The organism is Streptomyces olivoverticillatus (genome assembly GCF_014203555.1).
Lineage (GTDB): Bacteria > Actinomycetota > Actinomycetes > Streptomycetales > Streptomycetaceae > Streptomyces > Streptomyces olivoverticillatus.
The window spans coordinates 250835-272619 of the sequence record NZ_JACHJH010000001.1 but is presented as its reverse complement, the minus strand read 5'-3'; the positions used below and the strand labels follow the sequence as shown (position 1 = coordinate 272619).

General features: G+C 70.7%; 19 protein-coding genes and 1 pseudogene. 9 read left to right on the top strand and 11 right to left on the bottom strand.

Translation table 11 applies throughout. From position 1 onward, the window contains the following. Window positions 1–558 precede the first annotated feature (558 nt). From FHS39_RS01210 to FHS39_RS01200, 3 genes and pseudogenes are all read left to right on the top strand, one after another. On the top strand, window positions 559–1185 hold the full coding sequence (locus FHS39_RS01210) for a DUF6230 family protein (protein WP_184345868.1): 627 nt from the start codon (window positions 559–561) through the stop codon (window positions 1183–1185). A gap of 102 nt (window positions 1186–1287) precedes the next feature. Next, a pseudogene (locus FHS39_RS01205) lies at window positions 1288–1686 on the top strand (DUF6114 domain-containing protein); the annotation flags it as partial. 16 nt (window positions 1687–1702) lie between these two features. Further along, a complete protein-coding gene (locus FHS39_RS01200) occupies window positions 1703–3016 on the top strand; it encodes a hypothetical protein (protein ID WP_184345867.1) in 1314 nt (437 codons plus the stop codon). A gap of 80 nt (window positions 3017–3096) precedes the next feature. Here the strand turns inward: FHS39_RS01200 and pyk are convergent, their stop codons facing one another. The 3 genes from pyk to pta form a co-directional block, all read right to left on the bottom strand. Continuing rightward, window positions 3097–4524: a pyruvate kinase gene (pyk, locus tag FHS39_RS01195; protein WP_184345866.1), complete on the bottom strand. Its 1428-nt coding sequence runs from the start codon at window positions 4522–4524 to the stop codon at window positions 3097–3099. 72 nt (window positions 4525–4596) lie between these two features. Continuing rightward, entirely contained in the window at window positions 4597–5808 is a 1212-nt protein-coding gene (locus tag FHS39_RS01190; protein ID WP_184345865.1) for an acetate kinase, read from the bottom strand. Window positions 5809–5870: 62 nt separating this feature from the next. After that, window positions 5871–7967, bottom strand: a complete 2097-nt coding sequence (pta, locus tag FHS39_RS01185) for a phosphate acetyltransferase (protein WP_184345864.1) — start codon at window positions 7965–7967, stop codon at window positions 5871–5873. A 232-nt stretch (window positions 7968–8199) separates the two neighbouring features. On the opposite strand from pta, the gene FHS39_RS01180 reads away from it, so the two are divergent. Continuing rightward, complete coding sequence (locus FHS39_RS01180) at window positions 8200–9225, top strand: ATP-dependent 6-phosphofructokinase (RefSeq protein WP_184345863.1); 1026 nt, start codon at window positions 8200–8202, stop codon at window positions 9223–9225. A 69-nt stretch (window positions 9226–9294) separates the two neighbouring features. On the opposite strand, the gene FHS39_RS01175 is transcribed toward FHS39_RS01180, so the two are convergent. From FHS39_RS01175 to FHS39_RS01160, 4 genes are all read right to left on the bottom strand, one after another. Then, window positions 9295–11826: an ABC transporter permease gene (locus FHS39_RS01175; RefSeq protein ID WP_184345862.1), complete on the bottom strand. Its 2532-nt coding sequence runs from the start codon at window positions 11824–11826 to the stop codon at window positions 9295–9297. Between the two features lie 32 nt (window positions 11827–11858). Beyond that, window positions 11859–12671, bottom strand: a complete 813-nt coding sequence (locus FHS39_RS01170; RefSeq protein ID WP_184345861.1) for an ATP-binding cassette domain-containing protein — start codon at window positions 12669–12671, stop codon at window positions 11859–11861. A gap of 188 nt (window positions 12672–12859) precedes the next feature. Continuing rightward, window positions 12860–13720: a carbohydrate ABC transporter permease gene (locus FHS39_RS01165; RefSeq protein ID WP_184345860.1), complete on the bottom strand. Its 861-nt coding sequence runs from the start codon at window positions 13718–13720 to the stop codon at window positions 12860–12862. Window positions 13721–13844: 124 nt separating this feature from the next. Then, window positions 13845–14276 (bottom strand): CBS domain-containing protein, encoded by a 432-nt coding sequence (locus FHS39_RS01160; protein ID WP_184345859.1) that lies wholly within the window; start codon window positions 14274–14276, stop codon window positions 13845–13847. Between the two features lie 210 nt (window positions 14277–14486). On the opposite strand from FHS39_RS01160, the gene FHS39_RS01155 reads away from it, so the two are divergent. Next, window positions 14487–15272, top strand: a complete 786-nt coding sequence (locus FHS39_RS01155; RefSeq protein ID WP_184345858.1) for a VOC family protein — start codon at window positions 14487–14489, stop codon at window positions 15270–15272. A 169-nt stretch (window positions 15273–15441) separates the two neighbouring features. Beyond that, entirely contained in the window at window positions 15442–16680 is a 1239-nt protein-coding gene (locus FHS39_RS01150) for an MFS transporter (RefSeq protein WP_343069295.1), read from the top strand. Window positions 16681–16687: 7 nt separating this feature from the next. Here FHS39_RS01150 and FHS39_RS01145 read toward each other — a convergent pair whose 3' ends face one another. Both FHS39_RS01145 and FHS39_RS01140 read right to left on the bottom strand, forming a co-directional pair. Then, on the bottom strand, window positions 16688–17410 hold the full coding sequence (locus FHS39_RS01145) for a methyltransferase domain-containing protein (protein WP_184345856.1): 723 nt from the start codon (window positions 17408–17410) through the stop codon (window positions 16688–16690). A 70-nt stretch (window positions 17411–17480) separates the two neighbouring features. Continuing rightward, the gene (locus FHS39_RS01140) at window positions 17481–18218 is read right to left on the bottom strand and encodes a hypothetical protein (RefSeq protein WP_184345855.1); all 738 of its coding nucleotides are present in this window, start codon (window positions 18216–18218) and stop codon (window positions 17481–17483) included. Between FHS39_RS01140 and FHS39_RS01135 the strand changes: the two genes are divergently transcribed. After that, window positions 18217–18357: a hypothetical protein gene (locus FHS39_RS01135; RefSeq protein ID WP_184345854.1), complete on the top strand. Its 141-nt coding sequence runs from the start codon at window positions 18217–18219 to the stop codon at window positions 18355–18357. The genes FHS39_RS01140 and FHS39_RS01135 overlap by 2 nt on opposite strands. Window positions 18358–18487: 130 nt before the next feature. Next, window positions 18488–19840, top strand: a complete 1353-nt coding sequence (locus tag FHS39_RS01130) for an NsdA family TPR-like regulatory protein (RefSeq protein WP_246469744.1) — start codon at window positions 18488–18490, stop codon at window positions 19838–19840. A gap of 7 nt (window positions 19841–19847) precedes the next feature. Here FHS39_RS01130 and FHS39_RS01125 read toward each other — a convergent pair whose 3' ends face one another. Both FHS39_RS01125 and FHS39_RS01120 read right to left on the bottom strand, forming a co-directional pair. After that, window positions 19848–20210, bottom strand: coding sequence for a DUF397 domain-containing protein (locus tag FHS39_RS01125; RefSeq protein WP_184345853.1), 363 nt, complete (start codon window positions 20208–20210; stop codon window positions 19848–19850). 9 nt (window positions 20211–20219) lie between these two features. Beyond that, window positions 20220–21071 (bottom strand): helix-turn-helix domain-containing protein, encoded by an 852-nt coding sequence (locus FHS39_RS01120; RefSeq protein ID WP_184345852.1) that lies wholly within the window; start codon window positions 21069–21071, stop codon window positions 20220–20222. Between the two features lie 180 nt (window positions 21072–21251). Between FHS39_RS01120 and FHS39_RS01115 the strand changes: the two genes are divergently transcribed. Beyond that, window positions 21252–21686, top strand: a complete 435-nt coding sequence (locus tag FHS39_RS01115; RefSeq protein WP_184345851.1) for an ATP-binding protein — start codon at window positions 21252–21254, stop codon at window positions 21684–21686. The last annotated feature ends 99 nt before the right edge of the window (window positions 21687–21785 follow it).

The window sequence follows — 21785 nt, the reverse complement described above, 5'->3', positions numbered from 1 at the left end:
TGTGCCTCACCCGGCACAGGCGCCGCACTTTGCCAAAACTTGGTAAAAGCGGCCGTCGTTACTTTCGGTAAGAAGAGCCCGGGCTTTCGCCCGGGTTTTTCTTTTGTGTCCCCCTCGATGTGTGCACGCAGCGGCACCTTGCCCCGCCTCTTCGATGCCGAGCGGACGCCCTTCGGTTATCGGCCCGTTACTCGCTAGTAATGAACCTCTTGTGCCCCGGCCGCGAATGCACCACGATCGGCGCAGCCCGGTCCATTCACGCGCTCGGCCCACCTGGCCGCGCACGGAGTTTGGGTCCCCACCGGGCGGGCCGGCGGCACAGTCCGCCGGTCCTGGGACAGGGGGGTCCCCGTGCGACAAGGACGGGGCCTGTTCCGCAGGTTGCGCGAAGGCGTGGCCAGTGGTTGTCGCTCGGGGGTGATCGCCGATGTGTAACGGGCGCGTTGGCGCCAGCGGATGCGACGGCGCTCTTCTTCCCGAGGACGTAGCACTTCTCCCATCCCGGGGCACGGGCCGGTGGCCCTGCTCGGGGGTGTACGTCCGAGAAGGAGGAAAGTCGTGAAGTCCCAGACTCGTGGCGGGACCAGATGGCGTAGGTTCGCCGTCGTCATGGTGCCCAGCGTCGCGGCGACGGCCGCGATCGGCGTGGCCATCGCGCAAGGCGCCCTCGCGGCGTCGTTCAGCGTGTCCGGCCAGCAGTTCCAGGTGACGGCCAAGAGCCTCGACGGTACTGGCTTCGTCCAGTACGGGGCGCTGGACCAGACCAAGAAGGGCAACAAGCCCGTGGCCGTCGTCGGCCTGCAGTCCGCGAAGATCACCAATCTCTGCCAGGCGGTCACCATTCCGACGCCCATCGGCGATGTGTCGATGACGCTCAAGGCGGGCGGCGGTGAGCAGGTCGACGCGCAGAAGCTCTACATCGACGCGACCGACATGAAGGCCAACGCACGGTTCGACGAGGTGGACATCGGCGTCGCGGTGGACGCCACCACCAAGGGGCCGGGCCCGGCGACGCCGGGTGAGAACGGCCGGGGTGCCTATGTGCCCGGCTCGTTCGCCCAGCAGGCCAAGACCGTGCACTTCACCGACGTCGACCAGAAGGCCTGGGCGACCTCGGCGGGAACGTTCACCCTTCCGGGTCTGACCATGAACGTCGCCATGGGCGGCGCCGAATGCAAGAACTGATCCGGTGAACGGTCGGGTGCGGGGCGGCGGTTGCCCCTCCCGTGCCCGTACCGTGCCCCGGTAACGCACCACGATTTCGCCCGTCCCGAGGAGCTGTAGACCATGAGCGCCGACACGCGACCACGGCTGATCGACACTCTCGGCCGCACCCGCCGTTCGTTCTGGGACTGGCGGGGCCGACGCCCCTTCTGGGGCGGGCTGTTGTGCATTCTGGCCGGCATCCCGATCATGTACATCCCGTACCAGACCATGACATTGGGCGACTTGAGCATCCGGCTGGCCACCACCGCCGGTGCCGGTTCGCTGATCATCGGGGTGCTGCTGATCGTCCTCGGGCTGACCATGTGGTTCCAGCCGCACTCCAGGGTCTTCGCGGGGGTCGCCGCGATCCTGCTCGCGCTGGTCTCCCTGGTCGTCTCCAACTTCGGGGCCTTCCTGGTCGGATTCCTGCTGGCCCTCATCGGTGGTGCGCTCGGGGTGTCCTGGGCGCCGGGCAAGCCTGCCGTGGAAGGTGAACATGCCGACTGAAGAGGCGCACGAGCCGGGCGATACCCACGATGCGCGCGCACCGCACGACGACCGCGGCAGAACGAGCCCCCGGCACGCCGCACCGCGCAAGCCGCTGCTGGCCCGGCTGCACATGCCCGCCGGGAAGGCGGTCGCGCTCGCCGCGATGCCCGGCGCCGTGCTGATGGGCATGGGGCTCACGCCCACGCTGGCGCAGGCCAAGCCCATCGAGCCGCCGAACCCCTTCGGTGACGCGCAGTGCGCCAGCACGCCCGACGCGACGCCCGAGGCGACGGCCACCCCGAGCCCCGGCGCGAGCAAGAGCCCGGAGGCGAAGCCGTCCGCGTCCGAGGAGACGCCGCCGCCGAGTTCGTCCTCTTCGCCGTCTTCGTCTTCGCCGGCGAAGTCCGGCGGCGGTACGAGCCGAGAGCCCTCCGCCTCACCGTCCTCGCAGCCGGCTCCGGACGCCAAGCCGGCGCCGTCGACGGCTGCCGCGCCGACCGCCTCGCCGTCCAAGACCGTGAACCCGCTCGACCCGCTGGGCCTCGGCGACAAGCTCGGCGAGATCCTCACCGGCGGCAAGAAGGGCTCGTCGAGCCCCTCCGCCTCGCCGACCCCGTCCGCCTCCCCGTCATCGGCCGCTCCCGCGCCGCGGCCGTCCGCACAGCCGACGGACGAGGCCAAGGACGGGACGAAGGCCGACCCCTCGAAGGACGCCAAGGCCACCGACGGGGCGAGCGCGAGTCCTTCCGCGAGCGCGTCACCGAGTGACTCCGCGAGCCCGTCCGCCTCGCCGAGCCCGTCCGCGTCCGCGAGCGACGAGGCCGGGAAGAAGCTGCCGCCCTGCCCCCGCACGGCCGTCGTCGACGAGAACGAGCACCGCGCCTTCCCCAACCAGCCCTGGTACCTGGAGGCGAGCCAGCTCACGCTGACCGGCCTGACCTACGAGGGCGTCAAGCGGATCACGACCGTGAACGGGCAGCAGAAGTCGGTCCTGAAGTTCACCGCGGACTCGCTGGCGATCAAGGACCTGCACCAGATCGTCAACGGCCAGGACAAGGAGACCCACGTCACCGGCCTGGGGACGACCTCCACGGTCACCGGCTCGAAGATCACCATGTACACCGAGGAGCTCAAGGGCAACCTCCTCGGCCTGATCCCGTCGACCCAGTCGCCGTCCAGCCCGCCCCCGCTGATCCCGGGCCTCAAGCTGCCGATCCCGATCTTCTTCACCAATGTGAAGATCCGGCAGGCGGGCCAGTTCGGCGGCACGCTGCACATCCCGGACCTGCACCAGTACCTGACCGACGGCACGTACTCCTGATCGGTACGTGCTCCTGAGCGGAAAACGCGATGGCCGCCACCCCCGAACCGGGAGTGGCGGCCACCGTGGTGCTCAGCGGGTCAGCGGGTCTCGCCGCCCAGGTGGTGCACCCGGACCATGTTCGTCGTGCCCGGGATGCCGGGCGGGGAACCGGCCGTGATGATCATGATGTCGCCCTCGGTGTAGCGGTTGAGCTTGAGCAGCTCCGCGTCGACCAGGTCGACCATCGCGTCCGTGTTGTCCACGTGCGGCACCACGTAGGTCTCCACGCCCCAGCTCAGCGTGAGCTGGTTGCGGGTCGAGGCGTCCGTGGTGAAGGCCAGGATCGGCTGCGCCGTGCGGTAGCGGGACAGCCGGCGGGCGGTGTCACCGGACTTGGTGAAGGCGACCAGCGCCTTGCCGCCCAGGAAGTCCGCGATCTCGCACGCGGCGCGGGCGACGGAACCGCCCTGCGTGCGCGGCTTCTTGCCCGGCACCAGCGGCTGCAGGCCCTTGGAGAGCAGCTCCTGCTCGGCCGCCTCGACGATGCGGGACATCGTCTTGACCGTCTCGATCGGGTACGCGCCGACCGAGGACTCGGCGGAGAGCATGACCGCGTCCGCACCGTCCAGGATCGCGTTGGCCACGTCGGAGGCCTCGGCGCGGGTCGGCCGGGAGTTGGTGATCATCGACTCCATCATCTGGGTGGCGACGATCACCGGCTTGGCGTTGCGGCGGCACATCTCGATCAGGCGCTTCTGCACCATCGGGACGCGCTCGAGCGGATACTCCACCGCCAGGTCGCCACGGGCCACCATCACACCGTCGAAGGCCATGACGACCTCGATCATGTTCTCGACGGCCTGCGGCTTCTCGACCTTGGCGATGACCGGCACCCGGCGCCCGACCTGGTCCATGACGCGGTGCACGTCCTGGACGTCCTTGGCGTCGCGGACGAAGGACAGCGCGACCATGTCGCAGCCCATCGCGAGCGCGAACTTCAGGTCCTCGATGTCCTTCTCGGACAGCGCCGGGACGTTCACCGCCGCGCCGGGCAGATTGATGCCCTTGTGGTCGGAGATGACGCCGCCCTCGATGACGATCGTCTTGACCCGGGGGCCGTCGACCTCGGTGACGCGCAGCTCGACGTTGCCGTCGTTGATCAGGACCTGGTCGCCCTTGACGACGTCGCCGGGCAGGCCCTTGTAGGTCGTGCCGCAGATCGTCCTGTCGCCGGGGACGTCCTCCGTCGTGATGGTGAACTCGTCACCGCGCACCAGCTCCACCGGACCGTCCGCGAAGGTCTCCAGGCGGATCTTCGGGCCCTGGAGGTCGGCGAGGACGCCGACGGCGCGGCCGGTCTCCTCGGCGGCTTTGCGGAGGCGGACGTACCGCTCCTCGTGCTCCGAGTGGGTCCCGTGGCTCATGTTGAAGCGGGCCACGTTCATGCCGGCCTCGATCAGCGTCTTCAGCTGCTCGAAGGAGTCGACGGCGGGGCCCAGGGTGCAGACGATTTTGGAACGGCGCATGAGGCGGATCCTATCGGTTTGTTTCGGCGCGGAATATTTGACCTGTGGGAACGACCAAGTAACAGTCGGGGATCAAGAGCTGACCAGCGCGTACGTCTGGGTGGCGATCTCCAGCTCCTCATCGGTCGGGACGACTGCGACCGCGACCCGGGCGGACTCGGGGGAGATCAGCCGCGCCGCGTCCGAGCGGATCCCGTTGAGACCCGCGTCCACGGCCAGGCCCAGCTCCTCCAGACCGGCGACGGCGGCCTCGCGCACGGGCGCCGCGTTCTCGCCGACACCCGCGGTGAAGGCCACGGCGTCGACCTTGCCGAGGACCGCGTAGTAGGCGCCGATGTACTTCTTCAGCCGGTGCACGTAGATGTCGAAGGCGAGCGCCGCCTGCTCGTCGCCCTCGTCGATCCGCCGGCGGATCTCGCGCATGTCGTTGTCGCCGCACAGTCCGATCAGACCGCTCTTCTTGTTCAGGAGCGAGTCGATCTCGTCGACGGACATCCCCGCGGTCCGCGCCAGGTGGAAGATCACGGCCGGGTCGGTGTCACCGGAGCGGGTGCCCATGACCAGGCCCTCCAGCGGCGTGAGGCCCATCGAGGTGTCCACGCACTTGCCGCCGCGCACCGCGGAGGCGGAGGCGCCGTTGCCCAGGTGCAGCACGATCACGTTGACCTCGGACGGGTCCTTGCCCAGCAGCTTCGCCGTCTCGCGGGAGACGTAGGCGTGCGAGGTGCCGTGGAAGCCGTAGCGGCGGATGCGGTGCGCGTCGGCCGTCTCGACGTCGATGGCGTAGCGCGCGGCGGCCTCCGGCATCGTGGTGTGGAAGGCGGTGTCGAAGACCGCGACCTGCGGCAGGTCCGGGCGGAGCGCCTGCGCGGTGCGGATGCCCGTGACGTTGGCCGGGTTGTGCAGCGGGGCGACCGGGATCAGCCGCTCGATCTCCGCCAGCACCTCGTCCGTGATGACCGTCGGCTCCGTGAACTGCTTGCCGCCGTGCACCACCCGGTGGCCGATCGCGGCCAGCTCCGGGGAGTCCAGGCCCAGCCCGTCGGCGGCCAGCTCCGCGGCGACGGCGTTCAGCGCGGCCGCGTGGTCGGCGAACGGCTCCTCGCGCTCGCGCTTGGCGCCGCCGGTCGCCAGCGGGGTGTGCGCCAGCCGGGAGATCGTCTCGCCGATCCGCTCGACCAGGCCGACGGCCAGCCGCGAGCCGTCGGCCATGTCGAGGAGCTGGTACTTGACGGACGACGAGCCGGAATTGAGGACGAGGACACGGGTGGCGTTGGCAGTCATGGAGCTTTCCGGGTAGGTGGGGGCAGGAGAGGGGGACGTACGGACGGGCGCGGGGGCGGCCGTCAGGGCTCCGTGCGCTCGCCGCGCTGCTCGCCCTGGGCCTGGATGGCGGTGATGGCCACGGTGTTGACGATGTCCTGCACCAAGGCGCCGCGCGAGAGGTCGTTGACGGGCTTGCGCAGGCCCTGCAGGACCGGGCCGACCGCGACCGCGTGGGCCGAGCGCTGCACGGCCTTGTAGGTGTTGTTGCCCGTGTTCAGGTCCGGGAAGACCAGCACGGTGGCCTTGCCCGCCACCTCGGAGCCGGGCAGCTTGGTCTTGGCCACGGCCGCGTCCACGGCGGCGTCGTACTGGATCGGGCCCTCGACGAGCAGGTCCGGGCGGCGCTCGCGGACGAGCTCGGTGGCCCTGCGGACCTTGTCCACGTCCGCGCCGGAGCCGGAGGTGCCGGTCGAGTACGACAGCATCGCGATCCGCGGCTCCACGCCGAACTGGGTGGCGGTGGCGGCGGACTGGATGGCGATGTCGGCGAGCTGCTCGGCGTTCGGGTCCGGGTTCACGGCGCAGTCGCCGTAGACGAGGACGCGGTCGGCCAGGCACATGAAGAAGACGGACGAGACGATCTGCGCGCCCGGCGCCGTCTTGATGATCTCGAAGGCCGGGCGGATGGTGGCGGCGGTGGAGTGCACCGCGCCGGAGACCATGCCGTCGGCCAGGCCCTCCTGGACCATCAGCGTGCCGAAGTAGGAGACGTCGGCGACCACGTCGTGGGCGAGCTCGACGGTCATGCCCTTGTGGGCGCGCACCTTGGCGTAGATCTCGGCGAAGCGCTCGCGCAGCGGAGAGGTCTGCGGGTCGATGATCTGGGCGTGGCCCAGGTCGAGGCTGAGCTCGGCCGCCCGCTTGCGGACGGCGTCCTCCTCGCCCAGCAGGATGAGGTCGCAGACGTCACGGCGGCACAGCACGTCGGCCGCGCGCAGCACGCGCTCCTCGGCGCCCTCGGGCAGCACGACGCGGCGGCGGGCGGAGCGCGAGCGCTCGATGAGCTCATGCTCGAACATCATCGGGGTGACGCGGCCGGAGCGGGCGACGGAGATGCGGTCGGTCAGCTCGCCGGTGTTCACATGGCGCTCGAAGAGGCCCAGCGCGGTTTCGGCCTTGCGCGGGGAGGACGCCTCCAGCTTGCCCTCGGTCGCGAAGAGCTCGGCCGCGGTCGGGAAGGAGCCGCCCGGCACCGCGACGACCGGCGTGCCCGGGGCCAGCCGGCCCGCGAGCGCCAGGATGTCCGGGCCCGGCCGCTCGTCCAGGGTGAGCAGCACGCCGGCGATCGCCGGGGCGCCGGCGCTGTGCGCGGCCAGCGCGCCCACGATCAGGTCGACGCGGTCGCCGGGGGTGACCACCAGGCAGCCGTCGGTCAGGGCGGGCAGGAACGCCGGCAGCATGGCGCCGCCGAAGACGAAGTCCTTGGCGTCGCGGGACAGGCCCGCGTCGTCGCCCAGCAGCACCTCGGCGCCCAGCTTGTGCACGATCTGGCGCACGGTCGGCGCCGACAGCGCGCTGTCCTCGGGCAGGGCGTAGCAGGGCACCGGCAGGCTCGCGGAGAGCCGCTCGGCGATCGCCTCGCGGTCGGCCGGGGCGACGCGGTTGACGACGAGCGCGACGACATCGCAGCCCAGCGACTCGTAGGCGCGGTACGCGTTGCGTGCCTCGGCCCGCACGGACTCGGCGGGCTGCTCCTGGCCGCCGACCACGGTGAGGACGGACGCGCCGAACTCGTTGGCCAGGCGTGCGTTGAGCGCCAGTTCGTCGGGGAGGTTGGTGGCCGCGAAGTCGGTGCCGAGCACCAGGACGTTCTCGTAGTGCCGGGCGACCGCGTGGAAGCGCTCGACGAGGGTGGAGACCAGCTCGTCCGTGCCGCGCTCGGCCTGCAGGGCCGAGGCCTCGCCGTAGGTCAGGCCGTAGGCGGTGTCCGCGGACTGCTCGAGCCGGTAGCGGGACCGCAGCAGGTCGAACAGCCGGTCCGGACCGTCGCCGTGGAAGAGGGGGCGGAAGACGCCCACCCGGTCCACCTTGCGGGTCAGGAGCTCCATGACTCCCAGCTCGATGACCTGGCGCCCGTCGCCCCGGTCGGTCCCGGTCACGTACACGCTGCGCGTCACGCGTGCTCTCCTTGATGCTTGATGCTTGGCGGGTGTTTCTGCGGATGTTCCAGCGGGTGTTTCTTCGGGAGAAAAAATAACCCGTTAAGGTGGCCTTGCCCTCTTGACAATACCTGCGCCCGTGGATAAGGCGCGCGTCAGTGTGGTGTCGGGGAGTGCGGCAGTACCGGTCGGCCCGTGAAAGAATTGGCCCGGCTCACATGTACCAGTAGCGAGCAGGAGAAACAGCCCTATGCGCATCGGAGTCCTCACCGCGGGCGGAGACTGCCCTGGCCTGAACGCTGTCATCCGTTCGGTGGTACACCGGGCGCTCGTCGGCCACGGTGACGAGGTCATCGGCTTCGAGGACGGTTTCAAGGGCCTGCTCGACGGCCGCCACCGCAAGCTCGACCTGGACGCCGTCAGCGGCATCCTGGCCCGCGGCGGCACCATCCTCGGCTCCTCCCGGCTGGAGCGCGCCCGGCTGCGCGAGGCCTGCGAGAGCTCCAAGGAACTCGCCCGCGAGTACGGCATCGACGTCCTCATCCCCATCGGCGGCGAGGGCACGCTGACCGCCGCCCGGATGCTGTCGGACGCCGGACTGCCGGTCGTCGGCGTGCCCAAGACCATCGACAACGACATCTCCTCCACCGACCGCACCTTCGGTTTCGACACGGCCGTCGGTGTCGCCACCGAAGCCATCGACCGCCTCAAGACGACCGCCGAGTCCCACCAGCGCGTGATGGTCGTCGAGGTCATGGGCCGTCACGCCGGCTGGATCGCCCTGGAGTCCGGCATGGCGGGCGGCGCGCACGGCATCTGCCTGCCCGAGCGTCCCTTCGACCCGGCCGATCTGGTCACGATGGTGGAGGAGCGCTTCGCCCGGGGCAAGAAGTTCGCCGTCATCTGCGTCGCCGAGGGCGCGCACCCCGCCGAGGGGACGATGGACTACAAGAAGGGCGCCATAGACCAGTTCGGGCACGAGCGCTTCGCGGGCATCGGCACCAAGCTCGCCGCCGAGCTGGAGCACCGCCTGGGCAAGGAGGCCCGCCCGGTCATCCTCGGCCACGTCCAGCGCGGCGGCACCCCCACCGCCTACGACCGCGTCCTCGCCACCCGCTTCGGCTGGCACGCCGTCGAGGCCGCCCACCGCGGCGACTTCGGCAAGATGACGGCGCTCAAGGGCACCGACATCACGATGGTGCCGATCGCCGAGGCCGTCACGGAGCTCAAGCGCGTGCCGGCGTCCCGGATGGACGAGGCGGAGTCGGTCTTCTAGGACCCCTGCGCAAACGGAAGGGCCCCGGTGCCATGCGGCGCCGGGGCCCTTCCGTTCGCAGGCGCGCCGTCACTGCGCCCCGATCGCCTCCAGCATGTTGAGCCTCGCCGCCCGGCGGGCCGGCCAGAGGGCCGCCAGGACGCCCACGACCGGCGCGATCAGCAGGAAGAGCGCCAGCCGGCCCCACGGCAGCACCAGCTCGTACTGCGGGAAGGACGAGCGCAGCATGTGCCCGGCCGACCAGGCCAGGAAGATGCCGACGCCCACGCCGAGCACCGCGCCGAACATCGCGATCATCACCGACTCCAGCCGCACCATCCGCTTCACGCCGGTGCGCGCCAGCCCGATCGCCCGCAGCATGCCGATCTCCCGGGTCCGTTCGAAGACCGACATCGCCAGGGTGTTGACCACGCCGATCACCGCGATCACGACGGCCATGCCCAGCAGCCCGTACATCAGGTACAGCACGGAGTCGATGTTCCCGGCGGCCGCGCGGCGCATGTCCTCCTGGCTCTCCACCTTGACGGCCGGGTTGCGGCCCAGGCTCTCCTTGATCTTCTCCGGCAGTCCGGCCGCCTGGCCCGGGGCGGCCTTCACCAGCACCTGGTCGTCGGCGACCTTCTCCATGTGCGGGTCAAGGAGCGCGGGGTCGGCGAGCACGTCGGCCAGGACGTCGTTGTCGGCGTAGATGGCGACGACGCGGGGCGCGGCCTTCTTCCCGTCGTAGAAGTCCATCGGCAGCCGGTCGCCGGGCCCGATCCCCTTGAGCTTGGCGTACGGCTCCGCCACGGCGACGCTCCCGGTGCCGCGGACGTCCGAGAGCGAGCCGCTGACCATGCGCACGCCGGTGACCTCGCCGACGGCCCCCGGCCGGGTGCCCAGCGCCAGCGCGGGAGCGCCGTCCCGCTCGAAGCCGACCGTGCGCAGCGGCACCGCGGCCGCCACCCCGGGCTGCGCCGCGAGGGTCTTCGCGACCTCGGGGGAGAGGCCGTGGAAGCCGGTGGAGCTGACCTTGTAGTCCGCCGTCAGGTCCTGTCGGCCCAGCTTGTCCATGCCGTGGCCGGCCGAGACCGCGCCCACGGTCAGGCCGGTGATCAGGGTGAGGCCGATCATCAGCGCGGAGGCGGTGGCGGCGGTGCGGCGCGGATTGCGCAGCGCGTTCTCCCGGGCGAGCTTGCCGTCCACGCCGAAGAGCCGGACGCCCGCCTTCCCGGCGAGGAGGACGAAGGGGCGGGAGAGCAGCGGGGCCAGCACGATGACGCCGGTGAGCGTCAGCACCGAGCCGGTCATCGCCAGGCCGACGCCGCTGGTGTCCCTGTACCCGGTGACGTACAGCATGACCGCGACGCCCAGCGCGGTCAGCACGCCGCCGATGGTGTTGCGCACCACCAGGCCGCGGGCGGCCGGTGCCTGGTCGACGGCGGCCAGCGCCTCGACGGGCGCGATCCGCGCCGCCCGCCGCGAGGGCAGCCACGCGGCCAGTGCGGTCACGAGCACGCCGACCGCGAGCGAGGACAGCACCGCGGTCGGCGCGATGACCAGCGGTCCGTCCGGCAGGCTCGCGCCGGTGGCGTTGAGCGCGGGCCGCAGCCCGGCGGCGATCCCGAGGCCGAGGACGAAGCCGGCGGCGGAGGCGGCCAGGCCCAGCAGACCGGCCTCGATCAGCACCGAGCGCACCACCTGGCGGCGGCTCGCGCCGACCGCGCGCAACAGCGCGATCTCCCGGCTGCGTTGGGAGACGAGCATGGTGAAGGTGTTGGCGATGATGAAGACGCCGACGAAGAGGGAGATGCCCGCGAAGACCAGGAAGGTGGTGCGGATCGACTTCGTCTGGTGGTCGATCATCGTGGACTGGGCGGCGGCCAGGTCCGCTCCGCTCTGCGCCTCGGCGCCGTCGGGGAGGATGCCGCGCACCGCGCCGGTGAGGGCCTTCTGGTCGGTGCCGGGGGTCGCTGCGATCACGAGCTCGGTGAACTCGCCCGGCTTGCCGAAGAGTTTCCGGGCGGTCGGGGTGTCGAACAGCGCGAGGCTGCCGCCCGCGCCGACGCGCGGGTCGTCGGTTTTGACCGTGCCGACCAGCTTCTTGGTCATGACGGGACCGTCGACCGCGAGCCGCACGGTGTCGCCGACCTTGGCGCCCGTCTTCCCGGCGGTCCTCACGTCGAGGGCGATCTCGCCGTCGGCCGCGGGACCGCGGCCCTGCACGAGCGGGTAGCGGCTGTCCTTGCCGTCCTTGCCCGGGACGTAGTTGGCGCCCGCGGAACCCCACTCGCTGCCCGCGGGGTTGCCCTTCCGGTCGGCGACGGTGACGGTGCCGTCGACGGACGGGCGCACGGAGGCCACGCCCGGCAGGGCGCGGATCCGCTCGACGAGGCGGTCGTCGAGGGCGCCCGCGTGGCCCTTGGCGCTGCGGGGGCCGGGGGTGACGGAGACGGCCACGTCGTCGAGGCTCTTGGCCATCTTGTTGCGGAAGGCGCTGCCGACGGAGTCGCTGAAGACGAGGGTGCCGGAGACGAACGCGGTGCCGAGGAGGACCGCGAGGGCGGTCATCAGCAGCCGCGTTTTGTGCGCGAGGAGGTTGCGCAGGGCAGTACGGAGCATAGGTATGTCCTGGGATCGGTGTCCGGCGGTGGTCAGCTCGTACGGCCCTGGGTGTCGGACGCGGGCGTCCGGGGGTTTCCCCCGGGGAAGCGGCGCATGCGGTCGAGTACGGCGTCGGCCGTCGGCTCGTACATCTCGTCGACGATGCGGCCGTCGGCGAGGAAGACGACGCGGTCGGCGTAGGAGGCGGCGACGGGGTCGTGCGTGACCATGACGATCGTCTGCTGGAGGGCGCGTACGGACTCGTGCAGGAAGCCCAGCAGTTCCGCGCCGGAGCGGGAGTCGAGGTTGCCGGTCGGCTCGTCCGCGAAGACGATCTCGGGCCGGGAGGTGAGGGCCCGGGCCACGGCCACGCGCTGCTGCTGGCCGCCGGAGAGCTGGCTCGGCCGGTGCGCGAGCCGCCCGGACAGGCCCAGCGTCGCCACGATCTGCTGCAGCCAGGCGGGGTCCGGCTTGCGGCCCGCGATGTCCAGGGGGAGGGTGATGTTCTCCAGGGCGGAGAGGGTCGGCAGCAGGTTGAAGGCCTGGAAGACGAAGCCGATCCGGTCCCGCCGCAGCTTGGTCAGCTGCCGGTCGCCGAGCGAGCCCAGCTCCACGTCGCCGATCCGGGTGGATCCGGAGGAGATGGAGTCCAGGCCCGCCATGCAGTGCATCAGCGTCGACTTCCCCGACCCCGACGGCCCCATGATCGCCGTGAACTGTGCCCGCCGGAACTCCACGGAGACCGAGTCCAGGGCGGCCACGCGGGTCTCGCCCCGCCCGTAGACCTTGCTGAGGTCCGTGGCGCGGGCGGCGACGGCGCCGACGGGCGCGAGCGGGGCGGCGTAAGGGGCCGTGGGGGACACGGGGCTCCTCCGGAGGGTTCGACGGCGTGGGGGGTGGTGGAATCACCTCTTCCAATTCTTGGCGGGGAAAGACGGCCGGACGTCAGCCGTACGGCCGGAAATCGGCGTCGGACTTTGGGCCCCCGCGGGCAGCGGACCGTAGTACTCCAGACGGACACGGTCATCCTCGGGACGCACAGGGCGGGCGGTCAGCCCTTGACGGCTCCGCCCAGCGCGAAGCCGCCGCCCAGGCGCCGCGCGATCAGCGCGTACAGCAGGACCACGGGGGTCGAGTAGAGGATCGAGAAGGCCGCGAGCTGCCCGTACGCCACCTGCTCGTAATTGCCGAAGAAGGTGAAGATGCTGACGGACGCGGGCAGTTGGTCGGGCGAGAGCAGCAGCATGAACGGTACGAAGAAGTTGCCCCACATCATGATGAAGCTGTAGATGGTCACGACCGCGATGCCCGGCCCCATCAGCGGCAGGATCACCCGCACCAGCGCCTGCAGCCGGCTCGCCCCGTCCGTCCAGGCCGCCTCCTCCAGAATGGCGGGCACCGAGTCCATGAAGTTCTTCATCAGCCAGACGGCGAAGGGCAGTTGCGCGGCCGCGAGGAAGAGCGCGGTGCCGTAGAGGGTGTCGATGAGGTCGACGCGTACGTACAGCGCGTACACCGGCACCATGACGGCCGTCAGCGGCAGGCACGTGGTGAAGAGGATGCCCAGCAGGTACGGGCGGCTGAAGCGCGAACGGTAGCGCGAGAGCGGATACGCGGCGAGCGTGGCACAGACGACGGTCAGCAGGGTCGCCCCGCCGCACAGCAGCAGGCTGTTGAGCATCGGCGTGAAGGTGATGTCATCGGTCAGGACGGCCGAGAAGTTCTCCGTCGTCGGGTGCGCGGGCGCCCGGACGCCCAGCCCTGCGTCCGGGTCCGCGGAAGCCAGCAGCAGCCAGACGAGCGGCACCGCGAACGCGGCGGCCACGAGGAGCAGCGCCGCGTCGGCCGCGGCCCGCTGCCGGACCGTGCGCGTGTGACGAGTGGCGGGCGGGCGCAGGGCGAGCGGGCGCATGGCACCTCCGAGCGCGGCGGCGGTGGCGCCCGGCGCGCGGACGGGCCGCGCGGGCAGCCGCTCGGAGGATAGCGCGCGGTCCCCGCCCGCGGCAGACGGCGTGAGCCACCCGCGCCCCGGCCGGTCAGTGGCGGACGGGCGCCGGCGAGTAGATGTGCCCGGCGAATTCGGCGAGCTGGTCGTCCGGCAGGTGCCGCGCCAGGTCCGCCTCGCTGATCATGCCGACGAGCCGCTTGTTCTCGATGACCGGCAGCCGCCGGATGCGGTGGCTCTCCATCTCGTGCAGGACGTCCTCGACGTCGGCGTTGGCGTCGATCCAGCGCGGGGTGCCCTCGACTATCTCGCCGGCCTTGCACTCCGCGGGGTTCTTGCCCTTGGCCACGCACTTCACGACGATGTCACGGTCGGTGATGATCCCGCACAGCCGCTCCTTGGCGTCGCCGACGGGCAGCGCGCCCACGTTCAGCTCCAGCATCAGCCGGGCGGCGTGGTCCAGGGTGTCTTCCTTGGTGATCCAGTGGGCACCCGGGTGCATGATCTCCTTGGCTATCGTCATGGTGGGCCTCCTCTGTCACGTATAGGGGCACTTTCCATCGTGCCTCCGTCCCCGGCCCGCGGCGACCCAGGTCCGCCGGACCCCAAGGCCGCCGCGATCCAGCACGCCGGGGGCGTACGCGCGGCCGCGCCGCGCGGGTGTCAGTGGGCGGTGCCAGACTGAATTCCGGCCGGGGGAACCCGGCGGAATCCGTCGAAGGAGCACATCACCATGCTCACCACTGACTTTGTCACCGGCGCGCCCAACTGGCTGGATCTCGGCAGCCCGGATCCGGCTGCGGCGGCCGCCTTCTACGGCTCGGTGTTCAGCTGGGAGTTCGAGTCGGCGGGGCCCGAGGCCGGGGGCTACGGCTTCTTCCAGAAGGACGGCAAGACGGTCGCGGCGCTCGGTCCGCTCACGGAGGAGGGCGCCGATTCGGCGTGGACGGTCTACTTCCAGACGCCGGACGCCGACGCCACGGCGAAGGCGGTCGAGCAGGGCGGCGGAAGGGTGCGGGTCGCGCCGTTCGACGTGATGGAGGCCGGGCGGATGGCGTGCTGCACGGACCCGGGCGGCGTCGACTTCTCGCTCTGGCAGCCCGGGGACGTCAAGGGCCTGGAGAAGACCTCCGAGGCGGGCTCCCTGTGCTGGGCCGAACTCCACACCCCGGACCCGGCCCAGGCGCAGGACTTCTACCGCACGCTGTTCGGCTGGCGCTCGGAGAACATGGACATGCCCGGCATGACCTACACCGTCCTCGCCACGGCGGAGGGCGGCGACCACCAGCAGGCGTCCTTCGGCGGCGTCGTCCCGCTCCAGGACGAGACGGAGCCGCCGCGCTGGGTGCCGTACTTCGACGTCGCGGACGTCGACGAGATCGTCGCGAACACCCAGGGCGCCGGCGGCACGGTGATCATGCCGGCGGCAGAGGTCCCGGAGGTCGGCCGCATGGCCTGGCTGGCGGACCCCTTCGGCGCCGCCTTCGCCGTGATCAAGCCGCAGCCGCCGCAGGGGTAGCCGGCCGGCTACCGGGCGGCTCGCTCCCGGTCGAGCCGCCCCGCCTTGGCGCGAGCGATGAGGGCTTGCGACGCGTACGGGCCGCTGACGTCAACCCATGGTCCGCTCTTCGGGGGAGGAGTTGCCGAACACGCTTTTTGATGTTCGACCCGCCCCTACAGTCGCGCGGGTGAGCTACGCGAGCCTGCTGCGGCGCCGTCCCATCCTCGTCCTGTGGTTTGCCGAGACGCTGTCCGTCTTCGGTGACCGGTTCTTCACTCTGGCGCTGGCGTGGACGGTCTGGCAGAGATCCGGTGCGGTGGCCATGGGCCTGGTCGTGGTGCTTGAGTCCGTGCCGCACCTGCTGATCGGGGCCTTCGGCCGGAAGCTGGTCGCCCAAGTCGCCTGTTTCCGGGCGCTGGCCGCGGTCGAGGCGGTGCAGATCGTGGTGGTGGGCGCGATGCCCTGGCTGTGGCAGTCGATCGGACTGGCCGGCGTCCTGGCGGTCATCGCCGTGATCGGCACGTGTGACGCGCTGACCGGGCCGGGCCTGTCGGCCCTGGTGCCCGCTCTGGTACCGGGTGACCAGGTGCGACAAGTGACGGGGCTGATGGACATGTCCAACCGGCTGACCTGGTTCCTCGGCCCCGGTTCGGCCGCGGTGCTGCTGGCCTTCGTCGCCGCCGAAGATTTGTTCCTGGTGGACGCCGCGACCTTCGCCGTCTCCGCGCTCGCCTTCGCCTGGCTCGGCCGCGCGCTGCCGCAGGCCGCCCGCATTCGGGTACCCGGCGGGGCGGCGAGGCCGGCCGGGGTGAAGGCCCTCCCCCTGCTGCGGGCCCGGCCCGTGATCACGGGTGCGCTCGTCCTGAGCGCGGTGGGGGAGTTCTTCCAGACCGTGGTGTCCATCGGGGTCCCCATCTGGCTGACCGAGCGCCTGCACGCGGGCCCGGGGGCCTACGCACTGGTGCTGTCGGCGATGGGGATCGGCTCGGTGGCAGGCAACCTCCTCGCGGGCCACGTCGAGCTGGCCGGCCGGTTCCCGGGGGGCTTGTGCGTGGTGTGGGCTGTGCGGGGGCTGCTGCTGGCGGCGGTCGCGACAAGTGGCAGCCTGATGCAGCTGGTTGTCCTCACGGCGGCCGGGAGTGCGCTGGTGCCGGTGACGTCGATCGGGCTGAACGCGGAGATCGCGTCCCTGGACGCGCCGGAACGGCTGCGGATGTTCAGCGTGTACTCCATGAAGCTGCACGCGGCGAGTGCGGGCAGCATGCTGCTGCTGCCCGCGCTGCTCCAGCGGGCCCCGAAGGCATCCTTCGCCTTGGGCGGCATGGCGACTGCGGCCGCCGCGCTGTTCGGGTGGGCCGTACTGACGTCCGTCGGCCGCCGCCAGAGCCGGAGTCCGGGCCGAGAGGCGGAGGTGGCGCGCACCTGACCGTGGGTCATTCCTCGACTGGGCGCCGGGCACGCAGGACCAGGGTGCGGTAGCACCGGCCGACGGGGTCGTCCACGGTCAACACGGTGTCCGTGGTCAGGCCGCTCGCAGTCAGCAACTGTCGCCAGGCATCCACGTCGTACGAGTAGTGCACGACGGGCAGGCGGGCACCGGTGTCCAGGGTGAGGTTGTCCACCCGGCGGCCGGGCAATTCCGCCGGGCGCGGAGCGTTGACGGTGAAGGCGAGCAGGCCGCCGGGCTTGAGGCGGTTGCGGATGACCGGCAGCAGCCGGGCGGGGTCGGAGTACCACAGGGCGCCGTAGATGGAGAAGCAGGCGTCCAGGCGAGGCAGGCGGGCCAGAACTTCGGCGGCGTCACCGACCGTCCAGATGGCGGCGGGCAGGTGGCCGAAGCGGGCCCGGGCTTGCTGGATGCGGCCCACGGCGATGTCAACGCCGAGGGCCAGACGGGCCCCGCGGGCGGCCGCGTACGCAGTGTGCTCACCGGTCCCGCACCCGAGTTCCGCGACCCGTCGGCCGACCAGGTCGCCGAGGAAGGCGGCGCCCGGTCCGTGGCCGGGCCAGCACGTCCACTCGATGTCGTCGGGAACCGTGCCCTTCTGCGGCGGCCCGTCGCCGACCGGCTTTTGGGCGGCGATGCTGTTCCATGCACGGGCGTTGACCTGGGTATCCACCAGGGCGTCACCGTGCAGAAGGCTGGTGTACGTCACTTCCGTGACCTCCTCTTCGTGGACACGGCAGGGGCCGGGAAGCACATCCCGGCCCCTGCCCGGTGATGTGTCACCGGCCCATGGCGGCGACGCGGTCCATCCAGTCGTTCTTCATCTCGCTCAACTCTGTGCGGAACTGTTCGAGGTCAGTGCCGTAGGCGAGCACGCAGCCGCCCATCATGTCGGCGGATGCCTGACAGCCGTGGACGAGTCGGCCGCCGAGGGCCGCGTGCGCGAGCACGGACTCCCGGCGTCGGGTCTCGTTGAACCACCCGCCGTGGTAGAGCTCGTCGACCTTCCTGCCCTCGTCCTCGGTGAAGCCATAGACGACCGAGGTGGCGACGGGGAAGAACCAGCAGGGGCCGACGTTGGACAGGTGGCCGTCCTGCTCGACCCGGTTCAGGGCCATGATCGTGGTTGCCTCGCGCAGGGCCTTCGTCTCCCGCGCGGTGACATCCAGGCCACCGATGCCGACGTACTCGTCGCGGAACAGGTACGCGGCGACCTCGTAGGCGGTCTCCAGGACCTTCGCCGGGTCGTCTGTGGGTCGGCCGTGGGCCTGGACGAACTCCAGGGCCCGCTGCTCGATGGCCTGCTCGCTGGTCTCGGCGGCGTCCAGGAGTCCGGTGTGGACCAGGTCCCAGTCCACCAGGAGCCAGCTTGGGTTCTCGTAGCGGAAGAAGTACTGGCTGGGGTTGATGCTGATGGTCCGGTCGGTGACCGTGATGCCGTCGATGCGGTTCCACGTCTCGGTGAACGTCTCGGGCAGCTCCACGGAGAACGTCCGGTGTGCGGTTGCGGTCGTCATGACGTGCCTCCATCGATTCCGGGAAGGCACCCCGGGATCCGCCGGGGTGCTGCTGGTGGCCGACCCGCCCAACGGGGAGTGCAGGCTGTGCGGGCAGACCGGCTGTATCCAGGACAGCGCCGCCGTACGGGCCGCGTGAAGCCGATTGAGGCTGCCGGGAGTTGCCGCCGGGTTGCTCGCCGTTGCCTTCTCCCCGGTTGCCCTGTTCCCGGCGGCGTCAGGGTGGCAGCACACTGGGGCCGTCCCCCTGGCCGGGAGGTGGTGCATCCATGGGTCCCGTGCTCGAACGCCATCCGCTCCGCTCTCTCCTTGCCCGCGAGCACACCACTGCCGCCGCGTACCTCAAGCGGGTTGCCGACCGGCACCAGGTCCTGGGCTATGGGCAGATGGCCCACCGCAAAGAGAAGTTCTCCCGCTGGATCAGCGGCACCGAACCGGAGCTGACCGCCCAGCTTGCCATGGCCGACCTGCACGGCATCGATCCGGAGGAGGTCCACCGCCGCGGCTGGCCCGACTGGCTCCTCCTTGCGCTGTGTGACGACCGTTCCGTGTGGGAGTTGCCGTGGACGGTGGCGGGTACGGTGGAAGCACTGGAGCAAGCGGGAGGGGGTCCCGTGGACCGACGCGGCTTCGTCATCGCATCGCTGGGCACGCTCGCGGTCACCGGCGCCCACTGGGCCGCCACCACCCCCGCCGCCGTCGCCGCCATGGGGGGTCGGCGTGTCGGCGCAGGCGCCGCCGAGCTCTTCGAGACCCGCCTGGACACCCTGCGGCATCTGGACGACGCCGTCGGCTCCGCCCACGCCTACCAAGCCGCCGTTGCCGAGCTACGGCTGATCACGGGTGTGCTCACCACCGGCTCCTACACCGACGCCACTGGCCGCCGCTTGTACGCGGCGGCTGCCGAAGCCTGCCGCCTCGCCGGATGGTGCGCGTACGACAGCGGGCACCTGGCGGATGCCGAGAAGCGCTTCACCGCCGCCCTGCGCGCCGCCGCAATCGGTGACGACGCCACCCTGGGCGCGAGCACGCTCGCATTCTGGGCCAACCTCCGTTACTCCTGCGGCGACCCCTACGGCGCCCTCGGCCTCGTCGAGCGCGCCCTGGACCACCGGCACAAAATCACCTCCGGCCGGGTGCTGGCCATGCTCCACGCCCGCCAGGCCCGCGCTCACTCCAAGGCCGGCGAACCCGCGGCCGCCTACCGGGCAATCGACGCTGCGTTCGCCGCCTACGACCGAGCCGGGCCCACCGAACACGACCTGCCCTCGATGTACTGGATGACCCATGGAGAGGTCCACGAGGTCGCTGCCTCCTGTGCGCTGTCCCTGGGCGAGCCGCAGCGGGCGCTGGAGCACTTCGACGCCGCTCTGCGGCACGAGGATCCGTACGACGCCCACACCGAGGCCCGCGGCGCCGGGATCTACCTGGCCCGCCAGGCCGAAGCCCACCTCGCTCTCGGTGACATCGACGCGGCCGTCGCCGTCGCCGAGCGGGCCATCGAGCAGTTGGGCGGCGCGGACTCCGCCCGCGGCACCAGCACCCTGGCCGACCTGCGCGGGCAGCTCGCCGCCCACCGCAAAGCTCGGCCCGTCGCTGACTTCCTCGACCTCACCGCGTAGGGGTCGGCTACCGGGCGGCTCGCTCTCGATCGAGCCGCCCCGCTTTGGCGCGAGCGATGAGGGCTCGCGCCGGGGCGGGGGAGGTGGATATGACGGTTCGGGGGGCGTCGCTCTCGCGGGTGAGGATGCGGGGTTCGCATGCGGCGAGCTCTATGCACTCGACTGCATCCGTCGAGAATGACGACTTTTGCCAGCGCGCGTCGGCTCTGGCATGCGCCAGAAGCGCTTGTAGCTGGGTGCGACTGGCATTGACGATGACGCGGGGTGCGTCGCTTTCACGTATCGCGATGCGGTCGTTGCGCCGACATAACTCGACGCAGTCGTCGCGGTCGCCGGAGTAGGTGGACTTCTGCCATTCTGTCTGAGACATCTCTACGCCTTATAGCTGCTTCGCAACCTTGTGGATGAAATCCCGCGAGTCTTTGGCATCGAGGGAGATATCGCGTGTACGACACAGAATGCACCGGTAGTTTTCTACATGCGTGTCTGCGTCGAGAAGAACCGACCCGTGGGCCGTGTCCAGCGCTGCCGTGTCGAGCTGTGGAACCGGTCCGGTGGCAAACGTAAGTGAGCTGTTCGCTCCAGGGAAGGCGCCAACTTCGAACGGGATCACCCGGATCGAGATGTCTTCCTGCTCACTCATCTCGATCAGCCGCTCCAACTGGCGGCGCTGACCGTCGGCTCCAGGGAAGAGCATGCGAAGAGCGGCTTCGTGTACAAGGAAAGTGCACGACTTCGCGGGCGTCCGCTCGATCACTCGCTTGCGTTGCATGCGATAGGAGACGCGACGCTGTACGTCCAAGTGGCTTAGCTTGGGGACGCTTTGACGGAAGACAGCCTGCGCGTACTCCTCGGTCTGCAGCAAGCCGGGGATGTACACGACTTGAAGCACCGTCAGGCTGACGGCATGCGATTCGAGCTCTGCCAGATCGAGCGCACCGGTGCTGAGCGTCCCGCGGTACTCCTCCCACCACCCCTTGCCTCGCTCCTCGGCCATTCCTGAGAGCGCATCCACGTACGCCGAGTCCGGCGCGGCGTAGATGTTCGCAAGTGTCCTGACGCGCTCTGTGCTGACGCCCAGGCGACCTGCCTCCATGTTGCTGATGCGAGTGCGATCGGCACCCAGCTCCCGGCCCGCGTCCGCGACCGTCAACCCGGCGCTTTCGCGCATCTTGCGCAGCTCAGCGCCAAGTCTTCGTTGCCTGGCCGTCGGCGCCGCCCTTGGTGGCATGTCGTTCCTCCCCTGCGTTCACCGCACAGTGTTGCGCGTCACCCCCTACGGGTCCACTCGGTGCACTGAATTACCGATTGTGGTTGCATGCGTGCACCGCGTGACTCTATGGTCCTGCCAGCACCGCGCATCGCGCTGTCGGGGCGAACCCCGAAGCGACACCCACCTGGAGACGTAGCCATGCGCACAGTCACGCTCACCCCCCACCTCCCCACCCCCTGCGAGCCCCCCGAGTTTTACGAGCTGCTCGCGCCCGCGACCGTCAAAGCGCCCCGCATCGCGCGGGAGTTCGTCACCGCCGTGCTCATGGGTGCCCAGCGCGGGCCGCTCGTTGACGACGCTCGCGTCTGCGTCAGTGACGCCGTCGCCAACGTCGTGCTGCACGCCCGCGTGCCGACCCTCGCCGTCGAAGTCGACGTGCGCTACGGCGGCGTGACCGTGGGCGTACGCGACGACAACCCCACCAGACGCCCGTACCGGCGCGAGGTCGGGGACGACGACGAGGGCGGGCGCGGGCTCATGCTCGTACGCAACCTCTCCTGTGCCTGGGGTGTTTCGCTCGTCTGGGAGGGACTCGCCATCGTCGGCAAGCGCGTGTGGTTCGAGCTCCGATAACGGGCTGACCCCGATTGATCGCCGGGGAGAATCACCACAGCGCTGTCACCTGCCACGTAGCCTCCGCGCCGGGCATGAGCCCCTTCGGCGGCAACGCCA